Genomic DNA, 20,555 nt, shown 5'->3' on the forward strand with positions numbered 1-20,555 from the left:
GTCAGTCCGCGAGGCCCACCACCAGCCAGATCCCGGCCACCCCGCCCACGGTGCACATCAGCGTGGACAGCGCGGGGTGCTTGTGGTGGGCCTCGGGCAGGATCTCGGCGGCGGCCAGGTAGAGCAGGACCCCTCCGAAGAACCCGAGGTACGCCCCGAGCGGTTCCTCCGGAAGGGTGAACAGCAAAGTGGACGCGGCGCCCACGACGGGGGCCACGGCGTCCGCGAACAGCATGATCAGTGCCTTGCGGCGGGCGTTCCCGTAGAGCCGGGTGAGCGTGTACGTGTTGAACCCGTCGGCGAAGTCGTGGGTGATGACGGCCAGTGCCACGGCCACGCCCATCCCGCCTCCGACCTGGAACGCGGCGCCGAGGGCCACTCCGTCGGCGAGGCTGTGGCCGACCATGGCGGCGGCCGCGGTCAGGCCGACCTGGGGGACCCGTTCCCCGTGGTCGCCGGGCCCGTGCCCGTGCGCGGACCCGTTCTCGCCGCCGTGGGAGGCCTGGCGGACGGCCAGGACGCGTTCCACGCAGTGCGCGACCAGGAACCCGCCGACGAAGAGCAGCAGGGCGAGCGGGACCCCGAACACCTCGGAGCCCGCGGCGTGCATGGCCTCCGGCAGCAGGTCGAGGCCCACGACGCCGAGCATCAGCCCGCCGGCCAGGCCCAGCACGAGGTGGCGGCGGTCGGTGACGCGCTGCGCCGTCCATCCGCCTGCCAGGGTCATCAGGAACGCACCCAACGCCACGATCACGGCCATGTGCCCCTGCATACCGACTCCTCGCCTCCCGCGCACTTCCGCGCCCGGGTGGCGGACCACGGGCGGTTGACGGCCGCGGCTGCCATGACGGCCATTACGACCAAGACCGACTGAAATCGACTGAAACGGGTGAACCTGGTGGGCGAGTACGCGACGCAGCTGGTGGTCGGGGTCGGCGGCCGCGCGGGGGTGTCCGTGGCCGAGGTCTGCGCGCTGGTGGAGGAGACCCTGCGCGGGGCCGGGCTGTCGGCGAAGGCCGTGACGGCGCTGGCCACGGTGGAGGCGAAGGCGGTGGAGGCGGGTATCGCGGGCGCGGCGGAACGTTTCGGCGTGCCGCTGCTCAGCTATCCCGCCGACCGGCTGGCCAAGATCGCCGTGCCGCACCCCTCGGACACGGCGCGCGAGGCCGCCGGCACCCCTTCGGTGGCGGAGGCCGCGGCCCTGGCCGGGGGCGGGGAGCTCCTCGTACCCAAGCGCCGGTCGGTGGCGGCGACCTGCGCGGTCGCGACGGCTCACACGCACGACCTGCGCCACCACGGGGACGCGGAGGTGGCGGACTCGGACGCGGCGCTGGTGGACCTCGCGGTGAACGTACGGGCACACACGCCCCCGCAGTGGCTCAAGGACCGGATCGCGGCTTCGCTCGACGCCCTGTCCGCCTATCCCGACGGCCGCCGGGCCCGCGCGGCGGTGGCCCTGCGCCACGGGCTGCCGGTCGAGCGGGTGCTGCTGACGGCGGGGGCCGCGGAGGCCTTCGTGCTGATCGCCCGGGCCCTGGGCTGCGTACGGCCCGTGGTGGTGCACCCGCAGTTCACCGAGCCGGAGGCGGCCCTGCGCGACGCGGGCCACCAGGTGGAGCGGGTGGTGCTGCGCGCGGCCGACGGGTTCCGCCTGGACCCGGCGGCGGTGCCGGAGGAGGCCGACCTCGTGGTGGTCGGGAACCCGACCAACCCGACCTCGGTCCTGCACCCGGCGGCCACCCTGGCGGCGCTGGCCCGGCCGGGCCGGATCCTGGTGGTGGACGAGGCGTTCATGGACGCGGTCCCGGGCGAGCGGGAGGCGCTGGCCGGGCGGACGGACATACCGGGGCTGGTGGTGCTGCGGAGCCTGACCAAGACCTGGGGCCTGGCCGGGCTGCGCATCGGCTACGTGCTGGCCGAGCCCGGGGTGATCGCGAAGCTGGCGGCGGCGCAGCCGCTGTGGCCGGTCTCCACACCCGCGCTGGTGGCGGCCGAGGCCTGCGTGGCCCCGGAGGCGCTGGCCGAGGCGGAGGCCGCGGCCCGGCAGATCGCGGTGGACCGCGAGCACCTGCTCGCCGGACTCGCGGAGTTCGAGGAGATCTCGGTGTCGGGCGCGGCGCGGGGCCCGTTCGTACTGATCCGGATCGAGGGCGCGATGGAGATCCGCACCCGGCTGCGCGCGCTGGGCTTCGCCGCCCGCCGCGGGGACACCTTCCCCGGCCTGGACCGCTCCTGGCTGCGCCTGGCGGTCCGCGACCGCGCGACGACGGGCCGGCTCCTCCAGGCCCTGGACGTGGCGCTGGCCGGCCGCTGATCCGGACCTCCGGCAGGCGGGGGCCGGGGCCGGGCCGCATCACCCGGACGGCCGCATTCACGGGGGTGGGTGTGGCCACGGGATCCGGGCTGGGCGACTATTTCCCCAGGTAGAGATCATCTGAGACCGGGGGGTACCGGAATGAAGACAGCCGGGAAGATAGGCACGGCCGTGGCCGGACTGGCCGTCGTGGGGGGCGCTGCGCTCGGCATACCTCACCTCGTCGGCAAGGACGGCAAGGCCGCCACCGAGCAGCGGCTCCAGGCGAAGCCGGGGACCAATCCGAGCCCCACCGCCAGCACCCCCGTCGGCGCGAAACCCTTCACGCTCGTCGGGACCGGCGACATCATCCCGTACCCGTCCATCGTCCAGCGGGCCACCGACGACTCCGCGGAGAAGGGCGGTTACGACTTCCGGAAGATACTCGCCGGGGTCAAGCCCATCGTCTCCGCCGCCGACCTGGCGATATGCCACCACGAGATACCGTACGGCCGACCCGGCGGCCCCTACACCGGATACCCCCTCTTCAAGGCCCCGCACCAACTGGCCGACGCCCTCAAGGACGCCGGGTACGACAGTTGCTCCACTGCCTCGAACCACACCCTGGACGACGGGTACGACGGCCTCGTCCGCGTCCTGGACAACCTCGACCGCGTCGGCGTCCGCCACGTGGGCTCGGCCCGCAGCGCCGAGGAGGCCAAGGCCCCGGCGCTGCTGGAAGCCGGCGGCGCCAAGGTCGCGCAGCTGGACTACACGTACGGGACGAACGGCATCCCGCTCCCCTCCGACAAGCCCTGGGCCGTGAACCTGATCGACCCGGACCGGATCGTCGCCGACGCCCGCGCCGCGCGCGCGGCCGGCGCGAACGTCGTCGTCCTCAGCGTCCACTGGGGCTCCGAGTGGCAGACGGCGCCCGACCAGCAGCAGTTGGACCCGGCAAAGGCCCTGACCGCTTCGCGCGGGGCGGACGGCCTTCCCGACATCGACCTGATCCTGGGCACCCACAACCACGTGCCGCAGCCCTACGAGAAGATCAACGGCACCTGGGTCGTGTACGGCATGGGCGACCAGGTCGCCAGCTTCTACGAGGCCGACAAGGCCCGCGGCAACATGTCCTCGATCCCCCGCTTCACCTTCGCCCCCTCGGCCGCCCATCCGGGCCGGTGGGAGGTGGCCAAGGCCGAGTACCTCACGCAGTACTCGGACATGCGGCAGCCGTTCCGCGTCGTCTGCGCCTCCTGCGACTCCGGGTCCACCGACTCCACCTACACCGCCGTGGACCGCGAGGTCACCAAGGCCGTGATGTCGCGGGGCGCCGCCGAGCAGGGTCTGACGCGGGCCACCAAGTAGGTATGAGGACCTGCCGCGTTACGAGGCCCGGCCGCGCCGGGTCGCGACCAGCGCGGCGGCGCCGAAGCCGAGCAGGATCAACGCCCCGCCCGTGACGTACGGGGTGAGGGAACCGCCGCCGGTCTCGGCGAGGTTGGCGGAGGTGCCGGAGCCGGCCGAGGTGCCCGCGGTCCCCGTCTGCGGCTTGATGTCGGGCGTCTGCGCGGGGCTGGGGGCGGGACCGGCCGGGGACTCGCAGTGCGCTTCGGCGAGCACGATCTCGCCCTCCACCTGCGCCACGTTCAGATCGAGCGGGTTCACCGACACCTTGAGCCGCAGCGCGGTCGCGGCCGCCGTGGAGGAGGTGGTCTCGGCGGCCGAGAGCTCCAGGCTGACCAGGCCGACCTTCGGGACCTCGACCTTGGTGGGCCCGCTCGCCGCGACGGTGACCTTCTTGCCGAGGACGGTCACCGCGCCGGGGACGGCGGAGCTGGCGACCGGCTTCTTGCCCGCCTCGCAGACGGCCTTGGAGGTGACCTTCTCCACCTCGATCAGGGCGAGCGCCGGCAGTCCCGGCACGTGCACCCGGGCCTTGGCCAGGTTGGCCTCCGCCTGGGCGCGGTGTCCGTCGGCGGAGGCCATGGAGGTGGCGACGTCGGCGCGCAGCACGCTCACCGGGGCTCCCCCTTCGACTCCGTCGAGGGTGACGGTCAGCGCCGTCTTCGTCGCGTCCGCCGGGGCGCTGACCTCGTTGAGGGTCGCCTTGAGCGGGACGTGCACGGTCTTGTTGAGCAGGCCCACATCCAGTGCGGCGCGCAGGACGACGGCGCCGGCCTTTCCTTCGCCGGCGCCGTGCTGCGCGGTGGCGGAGGCGGGCGGGGCGGCGAGGAGGGCTACCGCTCCCGTGGCGAGGAGCGCGGCCACGGGCATGCGGAAGGTGTTGCTGTTCAAGGTGGTGGAACCCCCAGGGAGATGGGAGCCGTCGCGCCGCCAATGGGGGACATCGCGCGCGCCGACGGCCTCGACCCCGGAATCTTTACGCACTGAGAGTGAACGGGTGCCAACCCGGCATGAGTTCACCCCAAAGGGTGGTTTCCACGCATAGGTTCGAATAAATACGCCCCATCCTGAACGGCAGTTCCCTCCCACCACAGCCCGCGGGCGCTCCTCACCCCCGAAAGGGGTAGTCAACGACCGGTCGGCGTCCGGGGTCACGCCCCGTCAACGCGCCGCCGCGCAGGGCCCGGACCGCGCTCAGGCGACCACGTTGCCGTTCACCACCACCCGCAGGGGCTGCGCCAGCGCCCGTACGTCGGCCCGCGGATCGCCCGCGTAGACCACCAGGTCGGCAGGCGCCCCCTCGGTCAGGCCGGGCCTGCCGAGCCACTCGCGCGCGCCCCACGTGGTCGCCGAGAGGGCCTGGAGCGGCGGGATGCCGGCCTTGACGAGCTCGCCCACCTCGGCGGCGACCAGGCCGTGCGGGAGGGAACCCCCCGCGTCGGTGCCCACGTAGACCCCGATGCCGGCGTCGTAGGCGGCCCGGACGGTGTCGTAGCGGCGCTCGTGCAGTCGGCGCATGTGCGCCGCCCAGCCGGGGAACTTGGCTTCGCCGCCCGCCGCCATCTTCGGGAAGGTGGCGATGTTCACGAGGGTCGGCACGATCGCGACCCCGCGCTCCGCGAACAGCGGGATCGTGTCCTCGGTGAGCCCGGTGGCGTGTTCGACGCAGTCGATGCCCGCCTCGACCAGGTCGCGCAGGGAGTCCTCGGCGAAGCAGTGGGCGGTGACGCGGGCGCCGAGCCGGTGGGCTTCGGCGATGGCCGCCTCGACCTCGGCGCGCGGCCAGCAGGCGGTCAGGTCCCCCACCTCGCGGTCGATCCAGTCGCCGACCAGCTTGACCCAGCCGTCCCCGCGCAGGGCCTCGCGGCCGACGTACTCGACGAGGTCGGCCGGCTCGATCTCGTGGGCGAAGTTGCGGATGTAGCGGCGGCTGCGGGCGATGTGGCGCCCGGCCCGGATGACCTTCGGCAGGTCCTCGCGGTCGTCGATCCAGCGGGTGTCGGACGGGGATCCGGCGTCGCGGATCAGGAGGGTGCCGGCGTCGCGGTCGGCCAGGGCCTGGCGTTCGGCGGTCTGCGCGTCCACGGGTCCGTGGGCATCGAGTCCCACGTGACAGTGCGCGTCCACCAGCCCGGGGAGCACCCAGCCGGACACCTCGGTGACCTCGCCGGGCCCGCGCGGACGCTCGTAGGAGACGCGCCCGCCGATCACCCACAGCTCGTCGCGCACCTCCTCGGGGCCGACCAGCACCCGCCCCTTCACATGCAGCACAGCACCACGGTCGCCTTTGACGTCGTCGCTCATGTCGGCACTGTACGTGCGTGATCGGTAGGCTCTCCAGGTCGCTCCGGACGATTCCGGCCAACCCCAGACACGAAGCCCGAGACACGAAGAGAGCACCGCCGTGAACCACCCCCTCCTGGACCTTCCGCCCCTGACCGCCGCGCGGTTCGCGTCGATCGAGCGGGGCGTCGCGGAGCTGCTCTCCACCCGGGCGGACGTGGTGATCACGCAGGGCGAGGCGCTGCTCCCGCTGGAGGGCTGCATCCGCTCCGGCGCGCGGCCCGGCTCCACCGCGCTGAACATCGTCACCGGCCCCTACGGCACCACCTTCGGCAACTGGCTGCGCGACTGCGGGGCGACGGTCGTGGACCTGGCGGTCCCCTTCGACACCGCCGTCACGGGCGTCCAGGTGGCCGACGCCCTGGCGGCGCACCCGGAGATCGACTTCGTCTCGCTGGTGCACGCGGAGGCGGCCACCGGGAACACGAACCCGGTCGCGGAGATCGGCGAGGCCGTACGGGCCCACGGGGCGCTGTTCATGCTGGACGCGGTGGCCTCGGTGGGCGCGGAGCCGCTGCTGCCGGACGAGTGGGGCGTGGACCTGTGCGTGATCGGGGCGCAGAAGGCGATGGGCGGACCGGCGGGCGTCTCGGCCGTGTCGGTCTCGGACCGGGCCTGGGCCCGCTTCGCCGGGAATCCCGCCGCCCCGAGGAGCTCGTACCTCTCCCTCCTGGACTGGAAGGAGCGCTGGATCGACGGCGGGCGGGGGGCCCTGCCGCACGCGCCGGCGCAGCTGGAGATGCTGGCGCTGGAGGCCTGCCTGGACCGCATCGCGGCCGAGGGGCTGCCCGCGGTGACGGCCCGCCACGCGGCAGCGGCAGCGGCGACCCGCGCGGGCGCCGCGGCCCTGGGCATCGCCCCGTACGTGGCCCAGGACGCGGCAGCCGCCCCGGTCGCCACCACCCTGCGGGTTGCGGAGGCCTCCCTGGTGGCGGCGAAGGCCCTGGCGGCGGACCCGGCGGCCCCCCTCGCGGCGGGCGGCGGCGCCCTGGCCCAGGAGATGCTCCGGGTCAACCACTACGGCACCGCGGCCTCCCTGGAAACCGTCCGGTCCTGCCTGCGGGCCCTCGCCGCGGCCCTCTCCCTGGACCCGGCCGCGGGCCTCGCGGCAGCCGGGGCGGCCTGGTCGGCGGCGCCGTCCGCCTGACGGGCGGGCTTCAGGGCTTCAGGGCTTCAGGGCTTCAGGGCAGGCTTCAGGAGAGCAGGTCCAGCAGCCGGTCCACATCCGCCTCGGTGTTGTAGAGGTGGAAGGAGGCCCGCAGATTGCCGGCGCGGGCGGCGGTGGCGATGCCCGCGGCGAGGAGGACGGGCTGGCGGTCGGCCAGGCCCGGGACCGAGACGATCGGGGAGTCGCCGGGGACCGGTTCACGGCCCAGGCGGGCCAGGCCGGCCCGGTAGCGGGCGGCCAGGGCGGTGTCGTGGGCGTGCACCGCTTCGATGCCGATCCGCTCGAGCAGGGCCAGCGAGGGTTCGGCGGCGTGGTAGCCGAGGAAGGCCGGGGACTCGTCGAAGCGGCGGGCTCCGTGGGCCAGTTCGGGCATCGGGCCGTAGGTGGAGTCCCACATCGACTCGGCCGCCACCCAGCCCGCGTGCAGCGGGACCAGTGTGGACTGGGCCTCTTCGGAGACGGTGAGGTACGAGACCCCGCGCGCGGCCAGCAGCCACTTGTACCCGGCGGTGACCGTGTACTCGTAGGGCGAGGCGTCGAAGGGCAGCCAGCCCGCCGCCTGGGTGGCGTCGACCAGCATGCGCGCGCCGTAGGCGCGGGTGGCCTCGCGGATCGCGGCGAGGTCCGCCGTACGCCCGTCCGCGGACTGTACGGCGCTCAGTGCGACCAGCGCGGTGCCCGGCCCGACGGCTTCGGCGATCGACTCCAGCGGGGCGAAGCGGACCTTGAGGTCGTCGCGCACCACGAAGGGGTTGATGACGGAGGCGAACTCGCCCTCGGGGCACAGGACTTCGGATCCGGCCGGGAGGGAGGCCGAGACCAGGCCGACGTGGGTGGACACGGCGGAGCCGACGGCCACCCGGTCCGGGGCCACCCCGACGAGGCGTGCGAAGGCGCCCCGGACCCGGTTCACCCGGTCGAAGTCACCGAAGCCGGAAGGGATTCCGGCCCCGGCGGCCTCGGCCAGTCGCCGCACCTCGGCGACGGCCGCCCGCGGGAGGACGCCGCAGGTGGCGGTGTTGAGATAGGTGGTGGAGTGCGCGAACTCGGCGCGGACCGTTTCGGGCGGCAGGAGATCCATGGCTTCCACTCTGCGCCAGGATCAACCCAAAGTCCATTGCCGGGTTTTGCGGGCTACACCAAAGGATTACTTATGAAGCGCGGGCCCCGGGCGGGTCAGTGCTGCGGCACCGCGCAGCTGCCGTCCGGCTCGCACACCTCGCCGTCGGGGGCGGCGGGGACGAGGACCTCGCGCCCGGCCCATGCCTGCTCCAGTGCCTGGGTGAAGACCTCGGCGGGCTGGCCGCCCGAGATTCCGTAGCGGCGGTCGAACACGAAGAACGGTACGGCGCTCGCGCCCAGTTCGGCGGCCTCGCGCTCGTCGGCCCGCACCTCGGCGGCGTAGGCCGAGTCGTCGGCCAGGACCTCGCGGGCCTCCGCCTCGTCCAGCCCGGCCTCGACGGCGAGCCCGACCAGGGTCTCGGGGTCGAAGACGGAGCGCTCCTCGCCGAAGTTGGCGCGGTAGGCGAGGTCGAGCAGCTCCTCCTGGCGGCCGCGGGCGGCGGCCAGGTGCAGCAGGCGGTGGATGTCGAAGGTGTTGCCGTGGTCGCGGCCCTCGGTCCGGTACGTCAGCCCTTCGGCGCGGGCGCTCGCGGCCACGTGCGCCTCCATGCCGCGGGCCTCGTCGAGGGTGCGGCCGTACTTCTTGGCGAGCATCTCCAGGACGGGCGCCACCTCGCCCTTGGGACCGTTCGGGTCGAGCTCGAAGGAGCGGAAGACGACCTCGATCTCGTCGCGGTGCGCGAACTCGGCCAGCCCCTTGGTGAAACGGGCCTTGCCGATGTAGCACCAGGGGCAGGCGATGTCGCTCCAGATCTCGACGCGCATGTTCCTTCTTCTCTCCATGGAATCAACTGTTCCGGGTTCAACCATTCCCGGTCCGGTCTCATTCCCCGGACGGTTCCCCCACCGCGAGCCAGAGGATGCGGTGGGAGCCGGCCTGGGCTCCGGCGGGGTCCGGGAGCCAGCCCTGGCGGGCGTAGAAGGCCTGGGCGCGGAGGTTGTGCTCGTAGACCTCCAGGCGGACCCTGCGGATGCCCGCGCGGCGCCAGGCGTCGAGGCAGGCCTCGTGCAGGGCGGCCCCGGTGCCCCGGCGCCAGTGGACGGGGTCCACGTGCAGCTGGGTCAGGGTGGTCTCGCCGCCGTCCGTGCGGAAGGCCGCGACCCCGGTGAGCTCGCCGTCCCGCTCGGCGCAGAGCACCCCACCCTCGGTGCCGGTCCGGGTGACCGCCCGGGACCAGCCCTCGCGGGTGCACGCCAGCTCGGCCGCGCCGCCGTGGCTCTCCTCGGGGATCCGGCCCCGGTAGTAGGTGGCACGGGCCCGGGTGTGGAGGGCGGCGATGGCGTCGAGGTCGGCGGGGCGCGCGGTCCGGATCATGGCCAAGGGAACGCGCCGGGAACCCTGTCGGTTCCCGGCGCGCGTCCCACGTGTCCACGACCCACCGGATTCGGCCACGCGTACGAGGCGGTGCGGGTCGGTACGGTTCGGTACGACGGCGCGGCTACCTCTTCAGCCAGGCCTGCATCATCTTCTGCGCGACGGGAGCGGCCAGCTTGCCGCCGCCGATCTCGGAGCGGTCGGTGTCCGAGTTCTCGATCACCACGGTGACCACGATCTGCTTGCCGCCCATCTTCCCGTACGTGGTGTACCAGGCGAGCGGCGGCAGGCTGTTGTTCACTCCGCGCTGGGCGGTACCGGTCTTGGCGCCGGCCTCGACACCCGGGATCTGGACGTTCTTGCCACCGCCTTCGGTGGCGACCGTCCTCATGGCGTCCTGGACCATCGAGGCGGTCTTCTCGCTCATCACCTGCTGGGACTTCGGGTTCTTGAAGCTCTCCAGCACGTTCCCGTTGGAGTCGGTGACCTCGGAGACCTCGTGCGGGGAGACCAGCTTGCCGCCGTTCTCGATCGCGGCCGTCACCATCGCCATCTGGAGCGGGGTGGCCTGTACGTCGAACTGGCCGATACCGGTCTGCGCGACCTGGTCGACCGACATCTTCTTCGTCGGGTACTTGCTCGCGGGGCGGGCCTCGACGGGAAGCTTCTGCACCACGTTGAAGCCGAGCTTCTCCGCCATGGCGCGCATCTTGTCCTGGCCGAGCTTGTGCGCGAACTCCGCGAAGACGTTGTTGCAGGACAGCCGCAGGGCGGTCCGGGGGGAGACGTTGTCGCACATCGAGTCGTCCACCTCGCTGCGCAGCTTGGTGGTGGTGCCGGGAATCGTGTAGTTGCCGGGGATCCCGGTGGGCGTGTCGATGTTCGTGACCAGGCCGTTCTCGATCGCCGCGGCCAGGGTGACGAGCTTGAAGGTGGATCCCGGCGCCTGCGGCTTGCGCAGCGCCACGTTCTCCATCGCCTTGCCCTCGTCGGCGTTGAGCTTCTTCCAGGCCTCCTCGTCCGTGGCGCCCGTGATCGTGCCCGGGTCGAAGGAGGGGTTGTTCACGATGGCCAGGATCTCGCCGGTGGACGGGTCGATGGCCACGGCGGAGCCCTGCTTGCCCTGGAGCGCGTCGTAGCCGGCCTTCTGGACGTCCTTGTCGATGGTCGTCAGGACGTTGCCCGGGGAGGCACGCTTGTTGGTGAGCGTGTCCATGATGCTCTTGAGCCGGTTGTCCGAGCCGTTGAGGACGTCCTTGTAGACACCCTCCAGCATGCTCGAACCGTAGGCCTGGGAGCTGTACCCGGTGATCGGCGCGTACAGCGGCCCGTCGGTGTAGGTCCGCTTGTACTGGAAGTCCCGTCCGCCCGTCTTCGTGGAGCCGGTGATCGGCTCACCGCCCACGATGATGTTCCCCAACGGGTTCTCGTACTGCCCGATGAGGTTCCGCCGGTTGTTCTTGTCGTCTGCGAGGGCCTGGCCTTGATATGCCTGCACCCAGGTGACCCGCACCAAAAGGGCCAGCACCAGAAGCAGACAGAAGACCGACGCACGCCTGATCGTCTTGTTCATCCCCCAGAAGGACGTCCCAGCCGCCCCAGCCGTTCCGCTCTGCCCCGATTGTGGCCGAGTTCTCAGCCTTTCTTCATGGGGAAACCTCCCTCGTACGCCGCGATGACCGCCTGGGTGCGGTCCCGGGAGCCGGTCTTGGCCAGCACCGCTGCCACGTGCGTCTTCACCGTCTGCGGACCGACCCCGAGGCGCTCGCTCACCTCGTGGTTGGACAGCCCGGCGGCCATCAGGCGCAGCACGTCGGCCTCCCGGTCCGTGAGCCGGGCCACCCAGGGCGCGGCGCCCGGCCCCGCTCCGGACGGGGTGTGGGCGGCGGCCAGGGAGCGGACGGCCGCCGGGAAGAGCAGCGAGTCCCCGCGCGCCACGAGCCGGACGGCGGCTATCAGCTCGTCGGGGTGGGCCCGCTTGAGGAGGAACCCGGCGGCTCCCGCGCGCAGCGCGTCGTAGACGTAGGCGTCGTTCTCGAAGGTGGTGACCACCACGATCCGCGGCGGCTCGGCCATGGTGGCGAGGATCCGCCGGGTGGCCTGGATCCCGTCGACCTCGGGCATCCGAACGTCCATCAGCACCACGTCCGGGGCCAGGGCCCGCACCACGGACACGGCCTCGGCTCCGGTGGCCGCCTCCCCGACGACCTCCAGATCGGGCTCGGCGTCGAGGATGGCCCGCAGGGCGGTGCGGACCATCCGCTCGTCGTCGGCCAGGACCACGCGCAGCGGCGGGCGCGGCGGCGGGGTCATCGCGGGCCCCCGCCGAGCGGAAGGACAGCCCGCAGCCGCCACCGGCCCCCGTGCGGCCCCGCCTCCACGTGCCCGCCGAGCAGCGCGGCCCGCTCGGCGGCCCCGCGCAGCCCGCGGCCCCCGGTGGTGCGGTCCTGCGGAGCGGCGCCCGGATCGTTCGTCATGGTGATCTCCAGTTCCTCTTCTTCGTTCCCGTCGCGCACCCGTACGAGGATCCGCAGATCGACCGGTCCGGCTCCGTGCCGCAGCGCGTTGCTCAGCCCCTCCTGCACGATCCGGTACGCCTCGCGGGAGGCGATCGCCGGGAGCCGCTCCCAGTCCCCGGCCGGTCCCGGGTCCTGGCGGGCGGTGATCGGTGTCCCGGAGGCCCGGCTCCGGTCCAGCAGCCCGTCGAGGTCGGCGGCCAGCGTCGGCGCGATCCCGGCGCCCCCGGCACCATCGGCGTCACCGGCCGCCACTCCGTCGCCCTCGCGCAGCAGGCCCAGTACCGCGTCCAGCTCCCCCACCGTGCGCCGGGTGGTGTCCTCGATCGCGGCGAGCGCCTCCCGTACGAAGCCGGGGTCGCTGTCGAGCACCCGCCGGGCGGCGCTCGCCTGGAGGGTGACCGCGCTGAGGGCGTGCCCGACGGCGTCGTGCAGCTCCCGGGCCAGCCGGTTGCGCACCGCAAGATCGGCGGCCCGCTCCTCGGCCGCCGCCAGCCGGTCCGCCGCCGTCGGCCCGAGCAGCACCGGCGCCAGCCGGGCCAGCAGCGCCCCGGCCCTGACGGCGCACAGAACGACCCCGGCCAGCAGCCCGATCCCGAGCACCGGGGCCAGCCAGGGCTCGGCCAGTACGTCGAACCAGCCGAACCCGACCCCCAGTTCCCGCAGCCCGCTCACGAACGGCAGGGCGATCAGCACCACCGCCGCGGGCGGCACCGCCAGGGTGATCCCGCTGACCAGCGCCCCGACCCCCAGGTGCAGGGTCCACCAGGCCGAGGTCCGCCCCCGGGCCGCCCAGGTCCGGGCCGGCCCCTGCGCGAGCCGCTCCCCCGGCACCCCGCCCAGGGCCCGGACGGCGGCCACCGACATCGGCCGGACCAGCCCGAACAGTCCGGTCGCGGCGACGAGCGGCAGGGAGGCGCCGTAGGCGGCGAGGCTGAGCGGCAGCGAGTTGAGCGCGTTGACCCCGCCTCCGGCGGCGCCGACCACCACCTGCATCAGCAGGAAGTACGGCATCAGCAGGGCGCCGCCGAGTATCAGATGGATCCAGCGCAGCCGGGCCCGCGCCCCGAACAGCCTCTCCACGCCGCCTCCCTCAGGCCGCTCGGCGCGTGGCGAGGAAGCGCGCCATGACGGTGACCGCGAGCAGTCCGATGATCATCTGGCCAGCGTAGATCAGGTAGGTCGCGGCGGTCGTCTCTTCGCCCGGACCGGGGTCCCCGCCCGCCACCGCGACCATCATCCACATCCCCCAGCACGAGGTCGCCGCCGAGCCGGTCCACGCCACGGCCAGCGGCCACCACGCCCGCCGGTCCCCGCCCTTGGCGAGCATCAGCGCCCCCGCCGCGGCGGTCAGCGCACATATCGCGTGGACGGCGGAGACCACGGCCGTATCGGAGGAGTACTGCGCGATCTGGGCCGGATCGTGCCCGGCCGTGCCGCCGAAGGCCCAGTACAGGTGGGTCGCCGCCACCACCGCGGCCACCGCCGCCGCGGCTCCCGCCACCACCCCCGTGGGTGACGGGAGCCGCGCTCCGAGGACTCCCTGCCAGCGCCGCCCCCAGCGCTCTCGCGCATAGGGGACGAACAGCCCGGCCAGGGCCATGGCCTGGATGATGAAGCCGGGGTAGACGAGGTTGAAGACCCACGGTTCGAGGAAGGGCGCCTCGACCGCTCGCGCGGCCTCGTCCGGCCCCAGCCCCATGGCGCGCAGGAGGAGTTGGCCGGGGAAGCCGAGGACGATCGGTGTCAGCAGTCCGGTGGCGATGAAGACGGGGAGGACGAGCAGCCAGGACGGGACGCGCATCCCCCAGGGCCGGGTGAGCACGAGGACCAGCAGGACCACGCTGGAGTCCATGACCAAGGACAGGCCGTTGAGCGCGGTGAAGAACGCGCTGCCCGGCTCCAGGAGCACGCTGCCGTCCGGTATCCCGATGTGGCTCCCGGCCAGCCAGGCGGTCTTCAGCGTCAGATAGGGCACGGTGGCGGCGATGGCGGCCGCCCGCAGGAACCTCCGCCCGGAGCCCAGCCGGGTGGCCGGCCGGGTGGCCGGCGGCCGGGCTTCGTCAAGCGGCGGACCCTGCGGTCGCTTCGTGGGGACGGCTCGTGTGGTCATGACTCAACGGTCCCGTGTCCAGGCCCCCGCCACCTCCCCCGTGAAGGGGAACCGTCTCCCTCGCCCGGGGGAGGAACCACCCCCTCCACCGCACCACCTGCGAGCCCGCGCGTGCCCACACATCCGCCCGCATCCGCCCGCAGGGCCCTCAGAGCCGCTACATCCGCCGCGTCACCACCGACAGCCGGTCCCTCGCCTCGAACAGCGCCCCCTTGATGACCTGTTCGTGCCCCGGCGTCAGCCGCGCCACCGGTACCGAGCAGCTCACCGCGTCGCGGGCCGGCGTCCGGTAGGGCACGGCCACCCCGAAGCAGCGCAGTCCGAGGGTGTTCTCCTCCCGGTCCACCGCGTACCCCTGCTCCCGCACCAGGGCCAGCTCGTCGATGAGCCGGTCCCGGTCGGTGATGGTGTGCTCGGTGACCGGTTCCAGCCGCCGCGGCAGGAGTCCGCGTACCTCTTCGTCGGTGTGCGTGGCCAGCAGCGCCTTGCCGAGCGCCGTCGAGTGCACGGGCAGCCGCCGGCCGACGCGGGTGAAGGGCCGCAGATAGTGCTGGGACTGGCGGGTCGCGAGGTAGACCACGCTCGTCCCGTCCATCCGGGCCAGGTGGATGGTCTCCGTCGTATCGTCGGAGAGCCGGTCCAGCGTCGGCCTGGCCGCCGCGACGACCTCGTCCCCGTCGATGTACGAGCTGCCGACGAGCAGCGCCCGTACGCCGATGCCGTACCGCGTTCCCGTCGCGTCCGTCTCCACCCAGCCCAGGTTCACCAGGGTGCGCAGCAGCATGTAGAGGCTGGATTTGGGCAGGGAGAGGTCGCTTTGGATGTCGGCCAGGCTGTGGAGCCCCGGTCGCGCCGCGAAGTGTTCCAGCAACTGGACCGTGCGTACCGCCGACTTGACGGCCGCCGGCGCGCCCGAGCCCCCCGACTCAGCTGTCGTCATTCGCCTTCGTGCCCCTCTGTCGCTGTGCCTGGCTCCGGCTCTCGTCTTGTCAACCCGGAAGGCGCGGAAATAGAGTCCACGATGGATGTGATCATTCATCCACCGGAACAGCGTTCAGAATACTGAACGCATCCGCACGGGTCAGCGTAGATCCAGGAGGCAGTTCGCCATGGCAGCAACACCAGTCTGGAGTGTGGACCCCCGCACCGGGAAGCAGCGCGAGCAGGTTGCGGCGGAGGCCACACCCCAGGAGGTGGACGGAGCCGTGCGCGCGGCCCACGCGGCCCGCGGCGCGCTCGGCGACGCCGTCGCCCGCGCCGCCTTCCTGCGCGCCGCCGCCGACCTCCTCGACGGGGCCGCCGAGCAGGTCGTCCGGGCCGCCGACGCCGAGACCGCGCTCGGCCCCGGACGGCTCACCGGCGAGCTCGCCCGCACCACCGGCCAGCTCCGCGCCTTCGCCGACGCCGTGGACGAGGGCTCCCACCTCGACATCCGCATCGACCGCGCCGACCCCACCACCGCCCCGCCCCGCCCGGAGCTGCGCCGCTACAAGGTGCCGCTGGGCGTGGTCGCGGTGTACGCCGCCTCGAACTTCCCGCTCGCCTTCTCCGTCCCCGGCGGGGACACCGCCAGCGCGCTGGCCGCGGGCTGCCCGGTCGTGGTCAAGGCGCACCCCGACCACCCGGCCACCTCCGAACTGTGCGCCTCGCTGCTGCGCCGGGCGGCCGTCGCCGCCGGGCTGCCGCCCGAAGTGGTCGCCGTGGTGCACGGGTTCGACGCCGGCCTGGAGCTGATCCGGCACCCGCTGGTCACCGCCGCCGGGTTCACCGGTTCCATCCGGGGCGGGCGGGCCCTGTTCGACGCGGCCGCCGCGCGGCCCGTGCCGATCCCCTTCCACGGGGAACTGGGCTCCCTGAACCCCGTCGTGGTCACCCCGGCGGCCGCCGCCGAGCGCGCCGAGGAGATCGGCGCCGGGCTGGCGGGCTCGGTCACCCTCGGAGTCGGCCAGTTCTGCGTCAAGCCCGGCCTGGTCCTCGTACCCGAGGGCGCGGACGGCGACCGGCTCGCCGGGGCGCTCGGCAAGTCGCTCGGCGAGAGCGGTCCCGGGGTCCTGCTCGACCACCGGATGCGGGAGAACTTCATCGCCGGGGTCCGCGAGCGCGCCGCGCTGCCCGGGGTCGAGGCCCCCGTCGCCCCCGGCTCCGGCGGCGAGCACACCGTCGGCGCGGGCTACCTGAGCCTGCCGGCGCGGACCCTGCTGGAGGGCAGGCCCTACGAGGTGCTCCTGGAGGAGTGCTTCGGCCCCGTCACCGTGCTCGTCCGGTACGCGGACCAGGGCGAGGCCCGCGCCCTGCTCGGGCGGCTCCCGGGGAACCTCACCGCGACCCTCCAGCTGTCGGCGGCCGAGGCGGCCGGCGGCCCGGGACCCGCGGCGGAGCTGATCGCCCGGGCCACCGCGCTGGCCGGGCGGATCGTGGTCAACGGCTGGCCGACCGGTGTCGCGGTGGCCCCCGCCCAGCACCACGGCGGCCCCTACCCGGCGGCGACCTCCCACTCCACCTCGGTCGGCGGCACCGCCATCGAACGCTGGCTGCGGCCGGTGGCCTACCAGTCGGTGCCGGACGCCCTGCTCCCTCCGGAGCTGCGGGAGGCCAACCCACTGGGGCTGCCGCGCCGGGTCACGGGCGACCTGCCGGCTTAGTGCGCAGCCGCCCCGCTTAATGCGTTGCCGCCCCCGGCCCGGGGGCGGCAGGCTGCGCCCCATGCCCAGACCACACGGATTCTCGTACGAACAGCTGGGCGACCACACGGTCGCCATCACCCACCAGGGCCGGTCCGCGACCACCCTGCGGGGCAGCCGGGCCGACAAGTTCCTCGCCGAGGTCGAAGCCGGTGACGCGCAGCTGGTGATGGCCCGCTGGACCGGCGCGTACAAGTTCGGGAACGAGCGGACGGCCAAGAACCACCCCAGGAACCGGGGCTGAGAACCGGCCTCAACCGTGGTCGACCGGCCACGGGACCCGGCGAAATCTCGCCGGAGAGTAAGGGAACGGCAAAGGGACCCCGGTCGTTCTCCCGGCATGACCGCTATGACCCCTGGTTCCAACCTGCCGCTCAACACCGTCCGCGTGACGGTCGACGTGGCTGCCCCGGTGCGGCTCGACGTGTCCGGGCTGCTCCTCGCCGCCGACGGCAAGGTGCGTTCCGACGCCGATTTCATCTTCTTCAACCAGCCGGCCGGCCCCGGTGTCGCGTACCGGTCCGGCGGCGGTACGACACCGGACTCGATCACCGTGGACACCGGTTCGGTGCCGCCGGGGATCGAGCGGATCGTGATCACCGCCAGTCCGGACGCGGCCGGACAGACCTTCCAGGGCATCGAGCCCACCGCCACCGTGCGGGACGCGGCGAGCGGAGCGGTGATCGCCACCTTCACCCCGCCGCAGCTCGGCACCGAGACCGCCCTGGTGGTCGTCGAGGTGTACCAGCGCGGCGGCGTGTGGAAGGTCCGCGCGGTCGGCCAGGGTTACGCGAACGGCCTCGCCGGCATCGCGACCGACTTCGGGGTCTCGGTGGAGGACGAGCCGGCTCCGGCGGCCGCCGCGCCGGTGGCCCCGCCCATGCCCCCGACCCCCCCGGCTCCCCCCGCTCCGGCCGCGTACCCGCCCTCCCCCTGGCTCGGCGCCGCGACCCCCGCGGCAGCGCCCCCGGCCCCCGTGGCCGCACCCGCGCCCGCCCCCGGGGCCGGGAAGGTCAACCTCGACAAGGGCCGGGTCAGCCTCCAGAAGAACCAGACGGTCTCCCTCGTCAAGAACGGCCGCCCGCTGCTCTCCCAGGTCAAGATGGGCCTCGGCTGGGAGCCCGCGTTCGGCGGCCGCGACATCGACCTCGACGCCTCCGTCATCGCGTACGGCCCGCAGCGCAACCACATCGACAGCTGCTACTTCGGCAAGCTGTCCATCCTCGGCGGCTCCGTCAAGCACTCCGGTGACAACCTCACCGGCGAGGGCGCGGGCGACGACGAGGTGATCGTCGTGGACCTCGGACGGCTCCCCGCCGACACGACGGGGCTGGTCTTCACGGTCAACTCCTTCTCCGGCCAGAAGTTCACCGAGGTCGCCAAGGCCTACTGCCGCCTGATCGACGCCGCGACCGGCGAGGAGCTGGTCCGCTTCGACCTCACCGGTGCCGAGCCGCAGACCGGGGTCATGATGGCGAAGCTGATCAAGCAGTTCTCCGGCGAATGGGAGATGACGGCCATGGGCGAGTTTGTGAAGTCGCGCACAGTGCGGGGCATGGTCAAACCGGCCGCGCAGGCACTCTGAGCAGGTGGGCGGGCACATGGAGCGACCGCGCTGCGTTCCGTGGCGCTCCAGGTGATCGATTCCACCCTTAAAGCGGAGGTGGCTGTCAGTGCCCGCCCGTAGCCTTGAACCCATGCACCAGACACTCCAGCCCGCGGGTCCCGCGCGCCCGTCCGCCTCCGAGGCGAACGACGCGATCCGGCACCTTGTCGAGAGCCGGGTGGACGGCGAGTGGCCCTCCGAGGCGTATGAGTTCCTCCTTGAGGAATGGGCCGCGGCCAGCCGCGCCGAAGACTGCTTCTAGCTCGACATCCACCGGTACGAAGAAAATACGAAGAGCGCACGCGAAAAAGAGAGCCGCCGGGCCCCTGGGCCCGGCGGCTCTCTCTCTTCATGCGGGCGAGGTTCCCCGCGCCCGCATGATCAGCCGGATCAGCGCGTACGCCGCCACGGGCCGGTGATGGCCAGCATGATCCCCGGGTCCTGGATGTTCGCGAACAGGGTCCGCTCGTCCGGTGAGAAGCAGACGCCCGTGAACTCCGAGTACTCCGGCGCCTCGGGCGTCCCCATGTTCATCTCGTTGCGGGCCAGCGGGTACGTGCGCCCCGACTCCGTCGCGCCGAAGAGGTGCTGCAGGCCAGAGCCGTCCTCCGCGATGATCAGGCCGCCGTACGGGGAGACCGTGATGTTGTCGGGTCCGTCGAGGGAGCCGTCCGCCGCCGGGTCGGCGTTCACCCCGAGCAGGACCAGCAGCCGCATGGTGCGCCGCTTCGCGTCGTAGAACCACACCTGGCCGTCGTGCGCGGCGCCGGGGCTCTCCGAGCGGGCGTAGGAGGAGACGAAGTACGCCCCGCCGTCGGCCCACCACATGCCCTCCAGCTTGCGCGCACGGGTCACGGCCGATTCCCCGAACTGCTTGCGCACCGGAGTGGTACGCGCGTCACGGTCCACGACCGGCACCCAGTCGACCCCGTAGGTGGTGCCGATCTGCGTCGCCCGCGAGAGGTCGTCGACGAACCGCCCGGCGCTGTCGAAGCACTTGGCCGCGGCCAGCACCCCGGCGTCGTCGGCGAGCGTACGGAGCCGGCCGCGCCCGTGGCGGAAACCGCTCGGCGGGGTCCAGCGGTAGAGCAGCCCGTTGGGGCCGGAGGCGTCCTCGGTCAGGTAGGCGTGGCCCTGCCTCGGGTCGATGACCACGGCCTCGTGCGCGTACCGGCCGAAGGCCTTGACGGGCTTCGGGTCGCGGTTGGCGCGGCGGTCGTTGGGGTCCACCTCGAACACGTAGCCGTGGTCCTTGGTCATCCCGTTCTTACCGGCCAGGTCCTCGGTCTCCTCGCAGGTCAGCCAGGTGTCCCAGGGGGTCGAGCCGCCCGCGCAGTTGGTCGAGGTACCGGCGACGCCCACCCATTCGGCGACCTCGCCTCCGCGGCGGACCTCGACGACCGTGCAGCCGCCGGCCGCGGCCGGGTCGTAGACCAGGCCCTCGGTGAGCGGGACGGGGTGCGCCCAGTTCGCGCGCGGGCCCTTCAGCTCGTGGTTGTTGACGAGGAGGGTGACTCCCCGGTGTCCCTCGAAGGCGGCGGTTCCGTCGTGGTTGGACGGGGTGATCTCGCCGGAGTCCAGCTTCGTGACCCCGCTGTGGGTGATCACCCGGTAGGTGAATCCGGCCGGGAGGGCCAGGATTCCGGCCGGGTCGGGGAGGAGCGGGCCGTATCCGGGGCCGTGCCCGTGGCCGTGTCCGTGCCCGTCGGCCAGGGCGCCGTCGTCGGCGGCCAGCGCCCCGGGGGCGGTGGCGAGTGCGCCGACCGTCCCCGTGAGTGCGACTCCCGCACCGGCGAGGACGGTGCGGGCGGTGAAGTCTCTACGGCTGAGCGGCATCGGGTCTCCAGGGGTGGGGAGGGCTGCGCTGTCGTACGGTCGTCGGCGCACACGCTCCCGCCCGCACGTGAACGCCGACTGAACTACCCGGGAAAACGAACCGACCCCTTCCCGGTGGCCGTGATGGCCGACTCCTCTTCGGGAACGGCTTG

Annotated in this window: 19 protein-coding genes; 7 read left to right on the forward strand and 12 right to left on the reverse strand. The window is 73.1% G+C overall.

Annotated elements, in window-relative coordinates; translation table 11 throughout:
- Position 1: 1 nt before the first annotated feature.
- Positions 2-760: a ZIP family metal transporter gene (locus OHU74_RS08160; RefSeq protein ID WP_371619611.1), complete on the reverse strand. Its 759-nt coding sequence runs from the start codon at positions 758-760 to the stop codon at positions 2-4.
- Between the two features lie 129 nt (positions 761-889).
- Between OHU74_RS08160 and cobC the strand changes: the two genes are divergently transcribed.
- Positions 890-2,314: an Rv2231c family pyridoxal phosphate-dependent protein CobC gene (gene cobC, locus OHU74_RS08165; protein WP_371615263.1), complete on the forward strand. Its 1,425-nt coding sequence runs from the start codon at positions 890-892 to the stop codon at positions 2,312-2,314.
- 141 nt (positions 2,315-2,455) lie between these two features.
- Positions 2,456-3,664 (forward strand): CapA family protein, encoded by a 1,209-nt coding sequence (locus OHU74_RS08170; RefSeq protein ID WP_371615264.1) that lies wholly within the window; start codon positions 2,456-2,458, stop codon positions 3,662-3,664.
- Positions 3,665-3,682: 18 nt separating this feature from the next.
- Here the strand turns inward: OHU74_RS08170 and OHU74_RS08175 are convergent, their stop codons facing one another.
- On the reverse strand, positions 3,683-4,594 hold the full coding sequence (locus OHU74_RS08175; RefSeq protein ID WP_371615265.1) for an SCO1860 family LAETG-anchored protein: 912 nt from the start codon (positions 4,592-4,594) through the stop codon (positions 3,683-3,685).
- A gap of 303 nt (positions 4,595-4,897) precedes the next feature.
- Positions 4,898-6,007: an amidohydrolase family protein gene (locus tag OHU74_RS08180; protein ID WP_371615266.1), complete on the reverse strand. Its 1,110-nt coding sequence runs from the start codon at positions 6,005-6,007 to the stop codon at positions 4,898-4,900.
- A 100-nt stretch (positions 6,008-6,107) separates the two neighbouring features.
- Here OHU74_RS08180 and OHU74_RS08185 point away from each other — a divergent pair, with 100 nt between their 5' ends.
- Entirely contained in the window at positions 6,108-7,193 is a 1,086-nt protein-coding gene (locus OHU74_RS08185; RefSeq protein WP_371615267.1) for an alanine--glyoxylate aminotransferase family protein, read from the forward strand.
- Between the two features lie 46 nt (positions 7,194-7,239).
- Here the strand turns inward: OHU74_RS08185 and OHU74_RS08190 are convergent, their stop codons facing one another.
- The 8 genes from OHU74_RS08190 to OHU74_RS08225 form a co-directional block, all read right to left on the reverse strand.
- On the reverse strand, positions 7,240-8,295 hold the full coding sequence (locus tag OHU74_RS08190) for an aminotransferase class V-fold PLP-dependent enzyme (RefSeq protein WP_371615268.1): 1,056 nt from the start codon (positions 8,293-8,295) through the stop codon (positions 7,240-7,242).
- Between the two features lie 95 nt (positions 8,296-8,390).
- Entirely contained in the window at positions 8,391-9,101 is a 711-nt protein-coding gene (locus OHU74_RS08195) for a DsbA family oxidoreductase (protein WP_371619612.1), read from the reverse strand.
- Between the two features lie 58 nt (positions 9,102-9,159).
- Positions 9,160-9,651 (reverse strand): N-acetyltransferase family protein, encoded by a 492-nt coding sequence (locus tag OHU74_RS08200; protein WP_371615269.1) that lies wholly within the window; start codon positions 9,649-9,651, stop codon positions 9,160-9,162.
- Between the two features lie 124 nt (positions 9,652-9,775).
- Positions 9,776-11,224 carry a peptidoglycan D,D-transpeptidase FtsI family protein gene (locus tag OHU74_RS08205; protein WP_371615270.1) on the reverse strand — a complete coding sequence of 483 codons (1,449 nt, stop codon included), beginning with the start codon at positions 11,222-11,224 and terminating at the stop codon, positions 9,776-9,778.
- 62 nt (positions 11,225-11,286) lie between these two features.
- Positions 11,287-11,964 carry a response regulator gene (locus tag OHU74_RS08210; protein WP_371615271.1) on the reverse strand — a complete coding sequence of 226 codons (678 nt, stop codon included), beginning with the start codon at positions 11,962-11,964 and terminating at the stop codon, positions 11,287-11,289.
- Positions 11,961-13,250, reverse strand: coding sequence for a sensor histidine kinase (locus tag OHU74_RS08215; RefSeq protein WP_371615273.1), 1,290 nt, complete (start codon positions 13,248-13,250; stop codon positions 11,961-11,963). Before OHU74_RS08215 ends, OHU74_RS08210 begins: the two co-directional genes overlap by 4 nt.
- 10 nt (positions 13,251-13,260) lie before the next feature.
- On the reverse strand, positions 13,261-14,280 hold the full coding sequence (locus OHU74_RS08220) for a hypothetical protein (RefSeq protein ID WP_371615274.1): 1,020 nt from the start codon (positions 14,278-14,280) through the stop codon (positions 13,261-13,263).
- 157 nt (positions 14,281-14,437) lie between these two features.
- The gene (locus OHU74_RS08225; RefSeq protein WP_371615275.1) at positions 14,438-15,220 is read right to left on the reverse strand and encodes an IclR family transcriptional regulator; all 783 of its coding nucleotides are present in this window, start codon (positions 15,218-15,220) and stop codon (positions 14,438-14,440) included.
- A 169-nt stretch (positions 15,221-15,389) separates the two neighbouring features.
- Between OHU74_RS08225 and OHU74_RS08230 the strand changes: the two genes are divergently transcribed.
- From OHU74_RS08230 to OHU74_RS08245, 4 genes are all read left to right on the forward strand, one after another.
- On the forward strand, positions 15,390-16,922 hold the full coding sequence (locus OHU74_RS08230; RefSeq protein WP_371615276.1) for an aldehyde dehydrogenase (NADP(+)): 1,533 nt from the start codon (positions 15,390-15,392) through the stop codon (positions 16,920-16,922).
- A gap of 61 nt (positions 16,923-16,983) precedes the next feature.
- Positions 16,984-17,205, forward strand: coding sequence for a hypothetical protein (locus OHU74_RS08235; protein WP_371615277.1), 222 nt, complete (start codon positions 16,984-16,986; stop codon positions 17,203-17,205).
- A 105-nt stretch (positions 17,206-17,310) separates the two neighbouring features.
- On the forward strand, positions 17,311-18,546 hold the full coding sequence (locus OHU74_RS08240; protein WP_371615278.1) for a TerD family protein: 1,236 nt from the start codon (positions 17,311-17,313) through the stop codon (positions 18,544-18,546).
- Between the two features lie 112 nt (positions 18,547-18,658).
- The gene (locus OHU74_RS08245) at positions 18,659-18,829 is read left to right on the forward strand and encodes a hypothetical protein (protein WP_330295761.1); all 171 of its coding nucleotides are present in this window, start codon (positions 18,659-18,661) and stop codon (positions 18,827-18,829) included.
- 128 nt (positions 18,830-18,957) lie between these two features.
- On the opposite strand, the gene OHU74_RS08250 is transcribed toward OHU74_RS08245, so the two are convergent.
- On the reverse strand, positions 18,958-20,403 hold the full coding sequence (locus OHU74_RS08250) for an alkaline phosphatase PhoX (protein WP_371615279.1): 1,446 nt from the start codon (positions 20,401-20,403) through the stop codon (positions 18,958-18,960).
- Between the last annotated feature and the right edge of the window lie 152 nt (positions 20,404-20,555).

This window comes from Streptomyces sp. NBC_00454, from assembly GCF_041434015.1.
In the GTDB taxonomy this organism is placed as follows: Bacteria; Actinomycetota; Actinomycetes; order Streptomycetales; family Streptomycetaceae; genus Streptomyces.

What these genes read in the sequence shown, in the direction of transcription:
- OHU74_RS08190 (WP_371615268.1), bottom strand. Translation starts at nt 8,295, where the DNA reads ATGGATCTCCTGCCGCCCGAAACGGTCCGCGCCGAGTTCGCGCACTCC.
- OHU74_RS08235 (WP_371615277.1), top strand. Translation starts at nt 16,984, where the DNA reads ATGCCCAGACCACACGGATTCTCGTACGAACAGCTGGGCGACCACACG.
- OHU74_RS08205 (WP_371615270.1), bottom strand. Translation starts at nt 11,224, where the DNA reads ATGAACAAGACGATCAGGCGTGCGTCGGTCTTCTGTCTGCTTCTGGTG.
- OHU74_RS08200 (WP_371615269.1), bottom strand. Translation starts at nt 9,651, where the DNA reads ATGATCCGGACCGCGCGCCCCGCCGACCTCGACGCCATCGCCGCCCTC.
- OHU74_RS08240 (WP_371615278.1), top strand. Translation starts at nt 17,311, where the DNA reads ATGACCCCTGGTTCCAACCTGCCGCTCAACACCGTCCGCGTGACGGTC.
- OHU74_RS08210 (WP_371615271.1), bottom strand. Translation starts at nt 11,964, where the DNA reads ATGACCCCGCCGCCGCGCCCGCCGCTGCGCGTGGTCCTGGCCGACGAC.
- OHU74_RS08195 (WP_371619612.1), bottom strand. Translation starts at nt 9,101, where the DNA reads ATGCGCGTCGAGATCTGGAGCGACATCGCCTGCCCCTGGTGCTACATC.
- OHU74_RS08230 (WP_371615276.1), top strand. Translation starts at nt 15,390, where the DNA reads ATGGCAGCAACACCAGTCTGGAGTGTGGACCCCCGCACCGGGAAGCAG.
- OHU74_RS08170 (WP_371615264.1), top strand. Translation starts at nt 2,456, where the DNA reads ATGAAGACAGCCGGGAAGATAGGCACGGCCGTGGCCGGACTGGCCGTC.
- OHU74_RS08250 (WP_371615279.1), bottom strand. Translation starts at nt 20,403, where the DNA reads ATGCCGCTCAGCCGTAGAGACTTCACCGCCCGCACCGTCCTCGCCGGT.
- OHU74_RS08225 (WP_371615275.1), bottom strand. Translation starts at nt 15,220, where the DNA reads ATGACGACAGCTGAGTCGGGGGGCTCGGGCGCGCCGGCGGCCGTCAAG.
- OHU74_RS08160 (WP_371619611.1), bottom strand. Translation starts at nt 760, where the DNA reads ATGGCCGTGATCGTGGCGTTGGGTGCGTTCCTGATGACCCTGGCAGGC.
- OHU74_RS08245 (WP_330295761.1), top strand. Translation starts at nt 18,659, where the DNA reads ATGCACCAGACACTCCAGCCCGCGGGTCCCGCGCGCCCGTCCGCCTCC.
- OHU74_RS08220 (WP_371615274.1), bottom strand. Translation starts at nt 14,280, where the DNA reads ATGACCACACGAGCCGTCCCCACGAAGCGACCGCAGGGTCCGCCGCTT.
- OHU74_RS08180 (WP_371615266.1), bottom strand. Translation starts at nt 6,007, where the DNA reads ATGAGCGACGACGTCAAAGGCGACCGTGGTGCTGTGCTGCATGTGAAG.